Source organism: Mesorhizobium sp. DCY119, assembly GCF_003590645.1.
GTDB lineage: Bacteria > Pseudomonadota > Alphaproteobacteria > Rhizobiales > Rhizobiaceae > Mesorhizobium_M.
This window is the reverse complement of record NZ_CP031834.1, coordinates 1,055,543-1,070,169: the sequence shown is the minus strand read 5'-3', so window position 1 is coordinate 1,070,169 and position 14,627 is coordinate 1,055,543. Positions and strand designations below refer to the sequence as shown.

General features: G+C 62.0%; 18 protein-coding genes. 4 read left to right on the top strand and 14 right to left on the bottom strand.

Going from position 1 to position 14,627, the window contains the following annotated elements; all coding sequences use genetic code 11:
• Positions 1-39 precede the first annotated feature (39 nt).
• Entirely contained in the window at positions 40-1,065 is a 1,026-nt protein-coding gene (locus tag DZG07_RS05160) for a class I fructose-bisphosphate aldolase (protein ID WP_119814844.1), read from the top strand.
• A 43-nt stretch (positions 1,066-1,108) separates the two neighbouring features.
• Here the strand turns inward: DZG07_RS05160 and ybgC are convergent, their stop codons facing one another.
• Positions 1,109-1,597, bottom strand: a complete 489-nt coding sequence (ybgC, locus tag DZG07_RS05155) for a tol-pal system-associated acyl-CoA thioesterase (protein WP_119814841.1) — start codon at positions 1,595-1,597, stop codon at positions 1,109-1,111.
• Between the two features lie 108 nt (positions 1,598-1,705).
• Between ybgC and DZG07_RS05150 the strand changes: the two genes are divergently transcribed.
• Positions 1,706-2,938, top strand: a complete 1,233-nt coding sequence (locus DZG07_RS05150) for a cellulase family glycosylhydrolase (RefSeq protein WP_245429629.1) — start codon at positions 1,706-1,708, stop codon at positions 2,936-2,938.
• Between the two features lie 2 nt (positions 2,939-2,940).
• Here the strand turns inward: DZG07_RS05150 and DZG07_RS05145 are convergent, their stop codons facing one another.
• The 13 genes from DZG07_RS05145 to DZG07_RS05085 all read right to left on the bottom strand — a co-directional run bounded on the left by DZG07_RS05145 (position 2,941) and on the right by DZG07_RS05085 (position 12,549).
• Positions 2,941-3,432 carry an NUDIX hydrolase gene (locus DZG07_RS05145; RefSeq protein ID WP_119814835.1) on the bottom strand — a complete coding sequence of 164 codons (492 nt, stop codon included), beginning with the start codon at positions 3,430-3,432 and terminating at the stop codon, positions 2,941-2,943.
• Positions 3,432-4,463, bottom strand: a complete 1,032-nt coding sequence (gene ruvB / locus DZG07_RS05140; RefSeq protein WP_091909527.1) for a Holliday junction branch migration DNA helicase RuvB — start codon at positions 4,461-4,463, stop codon at positions 3,432-3,434. Before ruvB ends, DZG07_RS05145 begins: the two co-directional genes overlap by 1 nt.
• Complete coding sequence (locus DZG07_RS05135) at positions 4,460-4,885, bottom strand: type II toxin-antitoxin system VapC family toxin (RefSeq protein WP_119814832.1); 426 nt, start codon at positions 4,883-4,885, stop codon at positions 4,460-4,462. Before DZG07_RS05135 ends, ruvB begins: the two co-directional genes overlap by 4 nt.
• Positions 4,855-5,148: a type II toxin-antitoxin system PrlF family antitoxin gene (locus tag DZG07_RS05130; RefSeq protein ID WP_244537711.1), complete on the bottom strand. Its 294-nt coding sequence runs from the start codon at positions 5,146-5,148 to the stop codon at positions 4,855-4,857. Before DZG07_RS05130 ends, DZG07_RS05135 begins: the two co-directional genes overlap by 31 nt.
• Before the next feature lie 66 nt (positions 5,149-5,214).
• Positions 5,215-5,835 carry a Holliday junction branch migration protein RuvA gene (gene ruvA / locus DZG07_RS05125; protein ID WP_091909518.1) on the bottom strand — a complete coding sequence of 207 codons (621 nt, stop codon included), beginning with the start codon at positions 5,833-5,835 and terminating at the stop codon, positions 5,215-5,217.
• On the bottom strand, positions 5,836-6,270 hold the full coding sequence (locus tag DZG07_RS05120) for a type II toxin-antitoxin system VapC family toxin (RefSeq protein WP_119814829.1): 435 nt from the start codon (positions 6,268-6,270) through the stop codon (positions 5,836-5,838).
• The gene (locus DZG07_RS05115; RefSeq protein ID WP_119814826.1) at positions 6,248-6,511 is read right to left on the bottom strand and encodes an AbrB/MazE/SpoVT family DNA-binding domain-containing protein; all 264 of its coding nucleotides are present in this window, start codon (positions 6,509-6,511) and stop codon (positions 6,248-6,250) included. The genes DZG07_RS05120 and DZG07_RS05115 overlap by 23 nt, the downstream gene beginning before the upstream one ends.
• A gap of 63 nt (positions 6,512-6,574) precedes the next feature.
• Positions 6,575-7,087, bottom strand: coding sequence for a crossover junction endodeoxyribonuclease RuvC (gene ruvC / locus DZG07_RS05110; protein WP_091909509.1), 513 nt, complete (start codon positions 7,085-7,087; stop codon positions 6,575-6,577).
• 103 nt (positions 7,088-7,190) lie between these two features.
• Positions 7,191-7,724, bottom strand: a complete 534-nt coding sequence (locus DZG07_RS05105; RefSeq protein ID WP_091910280.1) for a DUF1465 family protein — start codon at positions 7,722-7,724, stop codon at positions 7,191-7,193.
• Between the two features lie 340 nt (positions 7,725-8,064).
• Positions 8,065-8,478: a hypothetical protein gene (locus tag DZG07_RS05100; RefSeq protein ID WP_091909506.1), complete on the bottom strand. Its 414-nt coding sequence runs from the start codon at positions 8,476-8,478 to the stop codon at positions 8,065-8,067.
• 151 nt (positions 8,479-8,629) lie between these two features.
• Entirely contained in the window at positions 8,630-10,270 is a 1,641-nt protein-coding gene (locus DZG07_RS05095) for an acyl-CoA synthetase (RefSeq protein ID WP_119814824.1), read from the bottom strand.
• A gap of 162 nt (positions 10,271-10,432) precedes the next feature.
• A complete protein-coding gene (gene opgC, locus DZG07_RS05090) occupies positions 10,433-11,638 on the bottom strand; it encodes an OpgC domain-containing protein (RefSeq protein ID WP_119814821.1) in 1,206 nt (401 codons plus the stop codon).
• 134 nt (positions 11,639-11,772) lie between these two features.
• Positions 11,773-12,549: a sulfite exporter TauE/SafE family protein gene (locus tag DZG07_RS05085; RefSeq protein ID WP_119814818.1), complete on the bottom strand. Its 777-nt coding sequence runs from the start codon at positions 12,547-12,549 to the stop codon at positions 11,773-11,775.
• A gap of 212 nt (positions 12,550-12,761) precedes the next feature.
• On the opposite strand from DZG07_RS05085, the gene DZG07_RS05080 reads away from it, so the two are divergent.
• Entirely contained in the window at positions 12,762-13,430 is a 669-nt protein-coding gene (locus DZG07_RS05080; protein ID WP_119814815.1) for a thiamine phosphate synthase, read from the top strand.
• Between the two features lie 14 nt (positions 13,431-13,444).
• Complete coding sequence (locus tag DZG07_RS05075; protein WP_245429586.1) at positions 13,445-14,518, top strand: tetratricopeptide repeat protein; 1,074 nt, start codon at positions 13,445-13,447, stop codon at positions 14,516-14,518.
• The last annotated feature ends 109 nt before the right edge of the window (positions 14,519-14,627 follow it).

Sequence of the window (14,627 nt, the reverse complement as noted above, 5' to 3'; positions counted from 1 at the left end):
ACTTCTGTTATTCGCCGCTGATCACAGAGGAGATTTTGAATGAGCGAACGTCTCGAAGATATCGCAGCCGCAATGGTTGCCGACGGCAAGGGTATTCTGGCTGCAGACGAAAGCAGCGGCACGATCAAGAAGCGTTTCGACGTGATCGGGGTCGAATCCACCGCCGACTCCCGCCGCGATTACCGCGAGATGCTGTTCCGCGCCACCAACGCCATGAAGAACCACATTTCCGGCGTCATCCTCTATGACGAGACGATCCGCCAGAAGGCCGCCGACGGCACGCCGCTGGTCGATCTCATTCGGGCCACCGGCGCCATTCCGGGCATCAAGGTCGATGCCGGTGCCAAGCCGCTGGCCGGCTTTCCGGGCGACACCATCACCGAAGGCCTCGACGGCCTGCGCGAGCGCCTCGCCGAATATTACAAGCTCGGCGCCCGCTTCGCAAAATGGCGCGGCGTGATCGACATCAACGAAGAAGAGAACGTTCCCTCCTCGACCGCGATCGACGCCAACTGCCACGCGCTGGCGCGCTACGCCGCTCTCTGCCAGGAAGCCGGCATCGTGCCGATCGTCGAGCCGGAAGTGCTGATGGACGGTTCGCACGACATCGACACCTGCTACGAGATCACCAAGGTCACGCTGCTGCAGCTCTATTCCGAGCTCTATGCCGCCAACGTGTCGCTGGAAGGCACGATCCTCAAGCCGAACATGATCATCGGCGGCAAGAAGTCGGGCATCAAGAACAGCCCCGAGGAAGTTGCCGAAAAGACCATCAAGCTTTTCCGCGAGACGGTTCCGGTCGCAGTGCCGGGCATCGCCTTCCTGTCGGGCGGCCAGTCCGACGAGGAGGCTACCGCCAACCTCAACGCGATCAACGCCATCGGCCCGCATCCGTGGAAGCTGACCTTCTCCTATGGCCGCGCGCTGCAGGCAGCCCCGCAGAAGGCATGGAGCGGCAAGGTGGAAAACATCGCCGCCGGCCAGGCCGCCTTCGCCCATCGCGCCCAGATGAACAGCCTCGCCGCCCTCGGCAAATGGCAGCAGACGGCCGAAAAGGCCGCCTGAGTTAAAAGCACCAACAAAAAGCCCCGCTTCGGCGGGGCTTTTTTCATTCGGCATCCAGACCGGCTTGCCCCTTCGGCAAAAACGCTTCGATCCATTCCTTCGGGAAACGACGTGGCCGCCCGCTCTCGCCGATGATGGCGGCTTCCACCCGGGCTTCGACCAGCACATCGTCACCGCGCTTCAATTGCTGCCCCATCCAGATGCGCGCGCCCGAAATCTTTTCCGTGCGGGTATCGACCATGAGGATATCGTCGATGCGGGCGGGTCCGCGAAAATCGATCTCCATGCGCCGCACCACCCAGACGATCTTCTCGCCATGCTTGCCGTCGGCAAGCTCGGTGTGGTGGACGCCTGCCAGCCGCAGGAAATCAGAACGCCCGCGCTCGAAGAATTCGAGATAGCGCGCATGGTAGACGACGCCGGAGAAATCGGTGTCGGCATAATAGACCCGCGCCATGATGCGGTGGCCGAACGAAGTCAGCTCGCCCGACAGCCCCGCCATCAGCCTTTCGCGTTCACCATGATCGTCCATCGCTCTTTCCTTTTCGCCGGCGACCTGACAGGTATTACACGAGGGTAATTCCGTCGAATTGGGCTTGGGGCAAACCCGATGACTTCCCGGATGACATCATTGGCGTCGATGTTCAAGGCTGGCCTTCTGGGTCTCGCCCTGCTTTCCGTCGCCGCACCAGCCGCCGATGCCGCCAGCTTCTCCATGAAGCGCGGTATCAATCTCGACATCTGGGTCACCTGGCCGGACGAAAGCCAATGGGGCGACGAGAAGGCCATCCTGCCCTTTCCCGAATGGCGCAAGTCGGTGACCGAGGCCGACCTGAAAAGCCTGAAGGATAACGGCTTCGACTTCGTCCGCATGCCGGTCGACCCTTCACCCTTCCTATCGGGCAAGACGACTGGCCTTCGCGACAAGCTCTTCGCCTCGGTGCTGGAATCTGTCCGGCTGGTCAATGCGAGCGGCCTGAAAGTCATCGTCGACATGCATCTCGTGCCGGCAGGCGGCAACCGTTCGCTCGGCATGGCCGAAGTGATGAACGACCCGAAACTCTTCGACGCTTATGTCGATCTCACCCGCGCCATGGCGAAAAGCCTGTCGAAGGAAGACCCGGCACTCGTCGCCTTCGAGGCGATGAACGAGCCGGTGATCGACTGCAAGGACGAAAAGACCAGCCTCTGGCCCGAAAAGCTGCAACGCCTGTTTGCCGCCGCCCGCGCTTCGGCCACGCGGCTGACGCTGGTGCTGACCGGCGCCTGCTATTCCAACGCCGAAAGCTTGGCCAAACTCGATCCGAAGACGATCCCGGACGACAATGTCATCTGGACCTTCCACTCCTACGACCCGTTCCTGCTGACGCATCAGGGCGCGACCTGGGCCGGCGATTTCATCCCCTATGTCACCGGCCTGCCTTACCCGCCCTATGCCGTGCCGCGCACTGAGCTCGATGCCGCGCTCGACAAGGTGCGCGCCAAGATCAAGGCCGAGGCGCCGTGGACGCGGCGCAGCGGCATGCTCGCCTATCTCGACGAACAGATCGCGACGATGGACACCGAAGACAAGCTGCTGGCGGTCATGGACGCGCCGTTCAAGACGGTGGACGCCTGGGCCAGGAAACACGGCATCAAGCCGGAAAACATCTTCCTCGGCGAGTTCGGAATGATCCGCCAGGAATATGGCAACCCTTACGTCATGCCGGCCAAATACCGCGCCGCCTATGTCCGCGACATGAGTGCCCGCGCCGAAGCGCACGGCTTCTCCTGGTCGGTATGGTCCTATGGCGGCGCATTCGGCGTGGTCGAGCAGTTCGACGGCAAACCAGCCGAGCCGGACGTGCTGGAGATGGTGCGGGGGTTGGAGTAGCGTCAGCCCTGCCAGACGAAATGTTCTGGCGATGACGGAATCTGTGTCAGCTTTTTGCGAAGGAAGGCTGGATAGAGCGAAAGGCCGGTCAGCGTTGCTTCATCGACCGGCCACCACGCAAACTCCAGTTCCGTGCCATCATGGTCGACACGCTTCACAATTGTCTGCCTTGCGTCCGGAACGTCGGATGGAAGGTGCATCTCGTAATAGAAAGCCATTTCGTGACAGAGAATTCCTTCTTCGAAGAAGTTCTCGACGATGAAGACCAGTCGGCCGATTTCCACGCCGGCTCCAAGCTCCTCGGCCATCTCCCTCGCCAGGCCGGTCTTTGTGTCTTCGCCCAGTTCCAGCCTGCCGCCGGGAAGCACCCAATAGCCACCATATGAATGCACACGCTGGAGCAGCACATGGTTGTCGCTGATGGCAATACCGGCAACACGGAAATTGAACCTGCCCCACTCCCCGTCGAGCATGAGCATTTGACGGGACGGCATCACTCCTCCTGAAACAGGCTGATCTGCTGCTGCGCCAGATCATTCGGCGCGTCCAGCCCGAGATGCTTCCAGGCATTGGCCGTCAACACGCGGCCGCGTGGCGTGCGCTGGATGAAACCTTGCTGGATCAGATAAGGCTCGATGATGTCCTCGATGGCGTCGCGCGGCTCCGACAGGCCAGCCGCGATCGTCTCAATGCCGACCGGGCCGCCGCCGAAATTCAGCGCGATCATCGAGAGATAGCGCCGGTCGAGCTGGTCGAGGCCGAGCGCATCGACCTCCAGCCGTGACAGCGCTTCATCGGCGATCTTGCGGTTGACGTGATCCGCCCCGGCCACGCTGGCAAAATCGCGCACGCGCCGCAGAAGGCGGCCGGCAATGCGCGGCGTGCCGCGCGCACGCCGCGCGATCTCCAGCGCGCCGTCATCACCGAGTGGCATGCCGAGGATGCGCGCGCCGCGCCGCACGATCTGCTCAAGCTCCTCGACCGTGTAGAAATTGAGCCGGACCGGGATGCCGAAACGGTCGCGCAGCGGGTTGGTAAGCAGGCCGAGCCGCGTCGTTGCGGCGACCAGCGTGAACTTTGCCAGGTCGATCTTGACCGAGCGCGCCGCCGGCCCCTCGCCGATGATCAGGTCGAGCTGATAGTCCTCCATCGCCGGATAGAGGATTTCTTCCACCGCCGGGCTCAGCCGATGGATCTCATCAATGAACAGCACGTCGCGCTCTTCAAGGTTGGTGAGCAGCGCCGCAAGGTCACCGGCCTTGGCGATGACCGGGCCGGAGGTGGAACGGAAATTGACGCCGAGCTCGCGCGCCATGATCTGCGCCAGCGTCGTCTTGCCGAGGCCGGGCGGGCCGACGAACAGCACATGGTCGAGCGCCTCGCCGCGCCCTTTGGCCGCCTCGACGAAAACCTTGAGATTGGCGCGCGCCGCCGCCTGCCCGACAAACTCATCGAGGCTCTGCGGCCGCAGCGTCGTGTCGGTGTCTTCGCCGCGCTTGTCGGGCGTGATGAGGCGGTCGTTCACGCGAGGAGTTCCATGGATGGGATGGCCTTTGCTGCGCGCTGGTCGAAGGTGACGGTATGGGTGCAGCCGGCGCGCGTCGCGGAGTAAGCTATCAGGTGGTCGGCAACATCGCCCCTGCCGGACTCTGCGCTGTTGAACAGATCGACAAGCAGAGCTTCCTCCTCGAAGATGAACTCCCTTGCCTCGAGCATGGCCGACAGCAGCCTGCGGATATCTTTCATGGGGTAGTCATAGCGCTGCCGCAAGGCCCAGACCAACTCGGCCACCACGATCAGACTGACGAAAGCCGGGTCGTCGGAAGTGCGGTTTTCAATGAACTCCAAGGCATTGCGCGTTTGCTCGGGCTCATCGCGCACGAGGATACGCAAGAGCACATTCGTATCCACGCCGATCACTGGCCGTTCCCATGCGTCTCGTTCCATTCGCGGACAATCCGCTCATCGTCCTGTGCAATGGCACTGCCAATGGCCTCGTCGATTTCCTCGATGCTTGCTCCGGCTCCACGAGGTGGCGGCCCAAGAATCGCGGCAAGATCGACGGCGCGCCTGTTCTTGGCCAGAATTCTCACCCCGGTTTCGTCGACGACATAGTTGATGCGGTCACCCGGCTTCAGACCGAGATGGTCCCGAACCTCAACCGGGATCGTCGTCTGTCCCTTTGACGTGATCTTGGATTGATGGCCCAAATCATTGCCCTCGCACAAATTCCTTACCATCAAAGAATAGCAAGGAGAGTGAGTAAAAACAAGGAATCACCGCGCCAGTTCCTTCAACCCGAACCGGATCAGCTTGGACGAATCCGCATCCTCGCCCGCCGTCTTCAGCGCTGCCGAGACCGCATTGGCAGCGATGTCGCGCGAATAGCCGAGATTGACCAGTGCCGAGACGGCATCGGCGATCGGCGCAGGCGCGACGCCCTCGCCGAGTTCCTGCTTCAGCCCGATCGTGCCGGTGGCCTCGCCGGCATAGGCCGGCGCCTTGTTCTTCAGTTCGGTGACGATGCGCTCGGCGACCTTTCTGCCGACGCCCGGGGCGCGTGAAACCATGGCGATGTCGCGCAGCGCAATCGCATTGGCGAGATCGGCCGGCGCCAACGTCGAGAGGATCGCCAGCGCCACCTTGGCGCCGACGCCCTGCACATTGTTCTGCAGCAGGCGGAACCATTCGCGCTCCAGGGTGGTCTTGAAGCCGTAGAGCCGGATCATGTCCTCGCGCACATAGGTCTCGATGAACAGCACCACCGCCTCGCCCGGCCCGGCAAGTGCGGCCAGCGTGCGCGCCGAGCAATAGGCGACATAGCCGACGCCGTGCACGTCGACGACACAATAATCCTCGGCGATCTCGTCGACGGTACCCTTGAGCTTGCCGATCATCTAGTCGTCCCCCAGGGGATATGTTTCAGGGCTCAGGATGTTGAGACCGGGAAAGTAGGATCGGTACCGGGCCGGATCGCGCGTCAACAGACGATGCCCCGCAACGAGAGCATGCGCGCCAATAAGAAAATCCGGCAGCGTTCTTTCCCGCCGCCCGCCACGCATGCGGTAAAGATTGTGAGCGGACCCGGCCGGATAGGCGGCGCTGAATGGCAGATCTTCACAAAGAGGCCGTAGCCAGGCTAATGCGCGGGCTAGCGCATCCTCGCCGAGGGACGGCTTCGAAAGCTCCGCCCAAACAATGGCACTGAAAACGATCGGTCCATCGGCAAGCGTCTGCTTCAACGCGGCCAGAGACCAGCGGCGAGCATCCATCTCGGCTGGACCAAGAATATCGATCAGGACGTTGGTATCAACGAGAGTCGAGATCGTCACGCGGCCCCCGCAACCAGTCTATATAAGCCTTGCCGTCCATACCCATTGAATCGAATGTGCCTGCTACACTTGCAGCCCATTCCTCAAAGGTTTTGTTTTCCTGCTGGGTGGGGGCATCCCGCTTTTCCAGGAACACCGCCGAATCCCGCTCGACAAACTCGACCTCGCTGCCCGGCTCGATACCCAGCCGGTCGCGGATCTCCTTGGGGATCGTTACCTGTCCTTTGGTCGTCACACGCATGGTAATACCTCGTTGGTATTACTTACGTCAGCGGCGAGAACAAGTCAAGAACATCGGCTGCTACTACCCCGCCAGCACGGCCAGTCTCGACATCGCGCTCTGGCGATGGTGGGCGTGGCAGATGGCGATGGCGAGCGCGTCGGCGGCGTCGTCGCTGTCATAGACGGCCTTGGGCATCAGCACCTTCACCATCATCTGGATCTGCTTCTTGTCGCCATGGCCGACGCCGATCACCGCCTTCTTCACCGCGTTGGGCGCATATTCGGCAACCACCAGTCCGGCGCGGGCCGGCACCAGCATGGCGATGCCGCGCGCCTGGCCGAGCTTGAGCGTCGCGCCGGCATCCTTGTTGACGAAAGTGATTTCGATCGCCGCCTCGTGCGGCGCCTGGCTGTGGAGGATATCGACAAGCCCGTCATGCAGCTGGCAGAGCCTTGTCGCAAGCGCCGCCTTGTCGTCGGAACGCACCGTGCCGGCCGCCACGAAGCGCAGCGAATTGCCAAGTGTTTCGACGATGCCCCAGCCCATGCGCCGAAGCCCCGGATCGATGCCTATGATGCGAATCGCTTGCTTCATGCGGTGACTGTACCTCCACCGCACCGGCATGTCAGGAAATTGTGAACAAACCGGAAACAAGCAAGCCAGATGGCCGGCAAGGTAGAGTTAGCAAGCGGTCTCTTCAGCCGCGGGCGAAGGCCGTGTTCAGAAGGCTGATCTGGTCGGAGACGGGATTGGTCCGGCGTATCGAAGCTGCCGTCGAAAGCTCAGTGCGGTCGCCATAGATCTCGTCGTCCATGCGGCGCACCAGCGCCTGCAGGCTGAGCGAACGGTTGACCAGGTCGAGAAACGCGGCGGGCAATTCGTTCCAGCCGACGGCGTCCTCGCGGGCGGAAGCCGTGTCGAGCCGCACCTTGGATTTTTCTGACGCGACCTGATCGCGCGTCATCTCGCCCGAATTGGCGGCGCGCTGCAGCAGCAGCCAGGATGCGACCTGCATCAACCGTGTCGTCAGGCGCATCGATTCGGCGGCATAGAGCGTGGCGGCCAGACGCGAAAGCTTCTTGGCTTCCGCACGGCCCTTGCCGTCGAGATATTCGGCAGTCTGTTCGACCAGCCCCATGCCTTCGTCGTAAAGCGGCTTGAAGGAGTGGGAGAAAACCCGCCGCTCCGCCAATTTGATTGTATTACCGCTTTCTTTCGAAGGCTCGATCATCATTACGCCTCTGTACTCACGCTCTTGCTGCGCACTGGTGCCATAACAAGTTGCCCCAGGTCGCGTGCCCCATCCTCATTGGCTGTGGAAAATGCGCCCGAGCCGGCGCGAACGCAAGCACATGTTTAACAAAAGGTTAATATGACAAAAGCGTGGACGCCTGGATAAGAATGGGCAAAAAAAGAGCCGCGGAAAGCGGCTCTCAGAAGTTAACAGGGAGGCGTCAAACGAAGTGGCTCCAGCCACTCGGTAAGAATCCAGGTAAACTGGATGAACATAGTAAACGCCCGTAAAGCTTAATGAGCGGTTAACCGGCTCGATATTTTTCGAGATAGCGCCCTTACCTGTCCCATAAGGGCACATTTTCGCGAGCCGGCCGCGATCCGTAGATCACCGGCAGGGCGATCCATGCGAACAGCAGCATGCCGAGGAAGAAGCCGATCGAACTGATCGCGACGAAAGGCTCTACCGCCTCATGTCCGGCAAGCAGGAAATAAAGCCCGACCACGAGGCCGACACCGCTCAAAGCCGTCAGCCAGAAGTGCACCACAGCCAGCCGCGAGGCACGCGCCGCCGGAAACAGATGATAGAAGAAGGCGAAGACGGCCGACATAAGCCAGCCCGCCACCATGATATGGGCGTGTGTCGGCATTTCGGTGTGATCCTGGCTCATCGCCATCGACAGCCCGAGCATCATCCCGCAGATTGCGTAGATGATCGCCAAGGTGAAGAAATTGCGTGCAACGCCTTGCATTTCGGTCCCCTCAATTTGCCTTTTCCCGAAGCGGGAATGGGTTGATTGCCCGGAGAACGCCTGTCCCCCGGCGGGGCGAAATATTAGCACGCGCGCAGAAAGCCAGACAGTCAGCCAAAAGGGTGTCCGGCCCTGAACCTGCGCGGCTGCGTCAGAGTTCCTTCGCCAGGTCCCGCAGCCGGAACTTCTGGATCTTGCCTGTCGAGGTCTTCGGGATTTCGGCGAAGATCACCGTCTTCGGCATCTTGAACCGCGCCAGAAACTTGCGGCAATGCTCGAGGAGTTCGGCTTCGGTCGCTTCCTTGCCCGGCTTGAGCTCGACATAGGCGACGGGCGTCTCGCCCCATTTGTCGTCGGCCTTGGCAACGACGCCGCAGAAAGCCACCGCCGGGTGCTTATAGAGCGCATCCTCGACCTCGATGGAAGAAATGTTTTCGCCACCGGAGATGATGATGTCCTTGGAGCGGTCCTTGAGCTGGATGTAGCCGTCGGGGTGCATCACACCGAGGTCGCCCGAATGGAACCAGCCGCCGGCGAAGGCCTCGTCGGTCGCCGGCCGGTTCTTCAGGTAGCCCTTCATGACGATGTTGCCACGGAACATGACCTCGCCGATGGTCTCGCCGTCACGCGGCGTCTCTTCCATGGTCTGCGGGTCCATCACCGTCAGCCCCTCGAGCGCGGCATAGCGCACGCCCTGCCGCGCCTTCTTTGCCGAGCGCTCTGCAGCAGGCAGTGCGTCCCATTCGCCATGCCATTCATTGACCACCGCCGGGCCGTAAGTCTCGGTCAGGCCGTAGAGATGGTTCACGGCAAAGCCGGCCTCGGCCATGCCCGAAAGCACTGCCTCGGGCGGCGGAGCGGCTGCCGTGTTAAAGGTAACGACCTGCGGAAACTCGCGCTTGTCTTCGTCCTTGGCGTTGATCAGCGCCGACATGACGATCGGCGCACCGCACAGATGCGTCACGCCATGGTCGGCGATGGCGGCATAGATCGCGCCGGGCCGAACCCAGCGCAGGCAGACATGCGTGCCGGCCTGCACGGCAAGCGTCCAGGGAAAGCACCAACCGTTGCAATGGAACATCGGCAGCGTCCAAAGATAGACGGCGTGCTTGCCCATGCCGGCATGGATCGTGTTGGCATAGGCCATCAGGGCTGCACCCCGGTGATGGTAGACGACGCCCTTGGGATTGCCGGTCGTGCCTGAGGTGTAGTTGAGCGCGATCGCGTCCCATTCGTCGTCCGGCATCGACCAGGCGAAATCGGGATCGCCGGTGGCGACGAAATCCTCATAGTCCAGCGTGCCGATGCGCTCGCCCTTCGGATACGGTGCATCGGCGGCATAGTCAGGATCGTCATAGTCGATCACCAGAGGCTTCACCTTGGCGAGCGCCAGCGCCTCTTTCATCACGCCGGAGAATTCGCGATCGACGATGACGATCTTGCTCTCGGCATGGTCGAGCTGGAAGGCGAGGACGGCAGCGTCGAGGCGGGTGTTCAGCGAGTGCAGCACGGCCTTCGTCATCGGCACGCCGAAATGCGCTTCCAGCATCGGTGGCGTGTTGGAAAGCATCACCGTCACCGTGTCGCCCTTGCCGATGCCCTGGCGGGCCAGCGCCGAAGCCAGCTGGCGCGAACGGCGCCAGAAATCGCGATAGGTGACGCGCTGGGCGCCATGAATGATCGCTACGTGATTTGGGTAAGTGGCAGCCGCCCGCTCCAGATAGGTCAGCGGCGTCAGCGGCTGATGGTTGGCGGGGTTGCGGTCCAGACCGCTGTCATAAATGCTTGCCACGATACCTCCCGAAGGCACTCAATTCGGGCGGACATTAGACCATGATCCCGCATGGTGGGAACATGATTTCGGCAGGGCTTGCGGTCAAAGCAGAGAACGCAAATCCCTTCCGGAGGGCCGGAAGGGATTTCTTTTCCGGTCTTAGCGATCCGGCGCCAGTCTTTATCGATCGGGCGAACGTGTCGCCGCAACTGCCGGCGTCTTGCCGCCCATCGGGCGCTGGGCGGCGGCCACGGCTTTCGCCGGCTGCACGGCACCCTTGCCGCCCCAGCCGATCCTCGGCAGCCATTCGAGATAATAGGCGAAGCCGAACTGCAGGGCGATGCCGGTGGAGATCAGCACCGTGTCGTAGAACAGCCCGCCGGGGCTGACCATCTTCATCACCTGCGCCACCATTGCCAGCAAGGTGCCGGCAATGAACACCGGCAGCGAGTGCTTGCCGAGAATGGCGAGCGGATGATCCACACGGGTCCGCGCCAGATTTGAAAGCGCCGGGATGACCGTGATGAGATAGGCCAGCGACAGGACATGGGCGAGGCGCGACAGCGACAGGAAGGTCTTGTCGAAGCCGGTCAGCACCATCGGCAGGCCAAGCGACGTATCGACGCCCCAGAACGGCACCCGCACCCACGCTAGCGACAACAACACATAGAACGCGGCGATACCGGCCAGCCAGGGGCTGAAGCGGATCTCGCCGCCGCGCTTCACATGCATGGTCGCGGCAATGCCGATGACGAACAGGAACTGCCACGACAGCGGGTTGAGGAACCACAGGCCGTCGCCGGGGAAGTTGCCCGGCGCGATCTGGTAGACGCCTGCGACAAGCCAGATGGCACCTGAAACGCAGACCATCAGAAGCAGGCTGATATTCCCGAGAAGCAGGAACAGCGGCATCATGAGGAGCACGATCGCATACATCGACAAAATGTTGTTGTAGCCGACCTGATGGCTGAGCGTGGCAATGCCGACGAGTGCTTCCGGCGTGTCCTCGATGATCATCTGGATGTTGATCAGCTTGAGCAGGTCCGGCCGCGCGAAATGGAGTGCGGCACCCGAAAAGATCGCCAGCGTCGCCACCGTCGTCATGATGTGCGAGACATAGAGCACACCAGCCCGCCGCCACGCCTTCAGCGCGATCAAAAGCCGGTTGCCCGGCTTGAATTTCGTCCCGTAGGCGAGCCCGACGGCGATGCCCGAAATCAGCACGAAAGCTTCGGCCGAATCCGAAAAGCCGAAGTTCTTATGCGTGAAATATTCGTAGATCGTGCCCGGCACATGGTTGATAAAGATCGTGAGCAGGGCCAGAGCCCGAAACACGTCTATACGGGTATCCCGTTGATTTGATGCGATATTCGTCATGGCTGCCATAAAACTCGTTGCGTATTACAGGTTTGCGACAGCCTGGCGCCCATAGCGCAACGCATGCCAGTTCGAACCTGTTGCTATGACGTGGAAATGCACAAATGAAGGCAAGGTTCGACGGGTTCCCGTCAAAAAATGTTTTAAGGCTGCAACAATTGCGCCCCGCCATCCCAGATCAGTTTTACCGCGATCAGCGCCACCGTCGCGTAGGTAAAGGGATAGAAGACCTCCGGCCGCATCCGCCTCACCAGCCAGGCGCCGGCAAGAGTTGATAGCGGCGCCAGCGGCATCAGCACTGCCGAGGCGGTCAGGTTCGTCGTGTCGAACTGCCCGAGTGCGAAGTAGGGAACAAGCTTCAGCGCATTGGTGATGGCAAAGAAGATCGCGGCAGTACCCGACAGCACTTTCGGGTCGAGCCTCAGCGGCAAGGTATAAATCTGGAAGGGCGGCCCGCCGACATGTGCGACGAAGCTGGTGAAGCCGGAAATCGCACCCCACAAGGCACCTGCCACGCGATTGGGTGCTGCCGAATACTCGGCCCCGTGGCGAAATTGCTGCCAGGCCCAGCGCAGGACGAAGACGATCGCAACCGCCCCGACGATGAAGCGCACCATGTCGACCGTCACTGCCGCGGCTGTCAGCCAGCCGACGCCGATGCCGACAAGCGCGCCCGGCATCATGTCGAAAAGCGTCTGCTTGTCGAACACGCCGCGCCACGCCCATAACGAGACGATGTCCATCAGCACCAGGATCGGCAGCAGGATGGCTGCAGCCTGCACCGGCGAGATCACCAGCGCCATCAGCGGCACCCCAATGAAGCCGACAGCACCGCCGAAACCGCCCTTGGACAGGCCGACGAGAATCACAGCGGGAAGAGCAGCCGCGTAGAACCACGGATCGAGAAGCAGCGCATTCATGGGAGGGATGCCTTTCGCCGGATGAAATAACCCGGTTCCTTCGTCTTGGCGAGATCGATCAAAGCACGATGCCGAAAAGTTGCAGACTTTTCGGACAAGATCATGCTTCATCTCGCTCCAGCCTCGCGACTGTTCAAGCAGCCCGTCTTCCTCTATGCCCAAATGCAACCACGATCACCCTGCATGGGGTCTGGCATTCTGGAAAGACGACAATGACCGAAGCTTCCTCACCCAATCGCTGCCGCATCGTGCTGATCGCCCCGTCAGGTGAGAAGCCGGACCATTTCGTCGAGCGGCTGCGCCAGGCGATTGCCGGGGGCGACATCGCCTCGATCATCCTGCCGCCCTATGATCTCGACGAAGCCTCGTTCCAGGCCTTTGCCGAAAAGGTCGTGCCGATCGCCCAGGAAGCCGGCATTGCGGCCATCATCGCCGATGACACGCGCGCCGCCGGCCGCGTCGGGGCGGACGGTCTCCATCTGGAAACGAAGAAGGCAGAGCTCGAAGAAGCGATCGAGCACTACCAGCAGAAAATGATGGTCGGCGCTGGTGGCGCCAAGACGCGCGACGACGCGCTGGAACTCGGCGAGTTGCGCCCCGACTACATCTTCTTCGGCCGCTTCGGCTACGACAACAAACCAGAACCGCATCATCGCAACCTGTCGCTCGGCCAATGGTGGGCGGAGGTGATCGAGATCCCCTGCATCGTCATGGCCGGCTCCGATGTCGCTTCCGTCGAGGCGGTCGCCGCCACCGGGGCCGAATTCGTCGCACTGTCGAGCGCGGTATTCGGCGAAGGCGTGGACCCCCGGGATGCGATCGCCCGCGCCAATGCCATTCTCGACGAAACCGCGCCGAGTTTCTTGTCGGCGGGTAATTGAGGAGTGGGCGAACCGTGAGGGGCCAGAAGACTTCCCGCGCCATCCTTTGCCTGACGCTGGCTTTATGCCTTGCGCCGGCGGCAGCACTTGCCGTGGACGATCCGAAGACGACGCCGACCGAGTCGAAGCCCTTGCCGACGACGACGCCGGCTCCCGCCGAGATGAAACGCCTGCCGGCGCCCACCGATATGGTCGACCCGCAGCGTTTCGGCGGCGGCAAAGGCAATGGCAGCGAGCCTGATCTGGATCGCTTCGGCGGCGCGAAAACCGACCCTGCCTATGGCGCGTTCCAGCGCGGCCTCTACATGACAGCCTACAATCTCGCTTTGCCGCGCGCCACGGCAGGTGATGCCGCCGCGCAGACGCTGGTCGCCGAAATCCTGTCGCGCGGGCTCGGCGTCCCGCGCAACGACAAGGAAGCGGCCAAATGGTATGCGCTGGCTGCCGAGCAGGGCATTCCCGAAGCGCAGTTCCAATATGCCCTGATGCTGCTCGACGGCGATTTCGTCAAAAAGGATGCTCAGGCCGCCTACGCGCTGATGCAATCGGCCGCCGAGGCCGGAAACCGGCTTGCCCAGTTCAACTTCGCGCAGATGCTGGTCGGGCGCGAATCCGAAGGCAAGGGGATGGACGACGCCGTCGTCTATTACCAGCGTGCCGCGGACGCCGGACTGGCCGATGCGCAATATGCCATGTCGCAGATCTTCGCCAACGGCGTCGGCGGCAAGAAACACGATGACGTCGAAGCACGGCGCTGGCTGCTGCGCGCCGCCATCCAGGGCTACGACACCGCCCAGCTCGACCTCGGCACATGGCTTATGGACGGGCGCGGCGGCGACCGCGACCGCAAGGCCGGTTTCAACTGGATGCGGATCGCCGCGCTCGACGGCAACGTCGCCGCACAGAACCGCCTCGCCAAATTTTACATGCAGGGCCTGGGCACCGATCCCGATTCCATCAGCGCCGCCGCATGGTACATGCTCGCCCGCCGGGCCGGGCTGAAGGATGCGGCGATGGACGATTTTCTCGACGGCCTGACCGACGAGGAGATGAAAACGGCGCTGCAGCGGGCCAACCGTTTGCGCTGACACAGGCGGTTTCAGGCCGTAAACACCGCGTTTTCAGGCCTCTCTCTTGCCTCTCCACGCAAATTGTGGTCTTGGAAGCGCCGAAACCGTCGATCAGACGGATAAACCT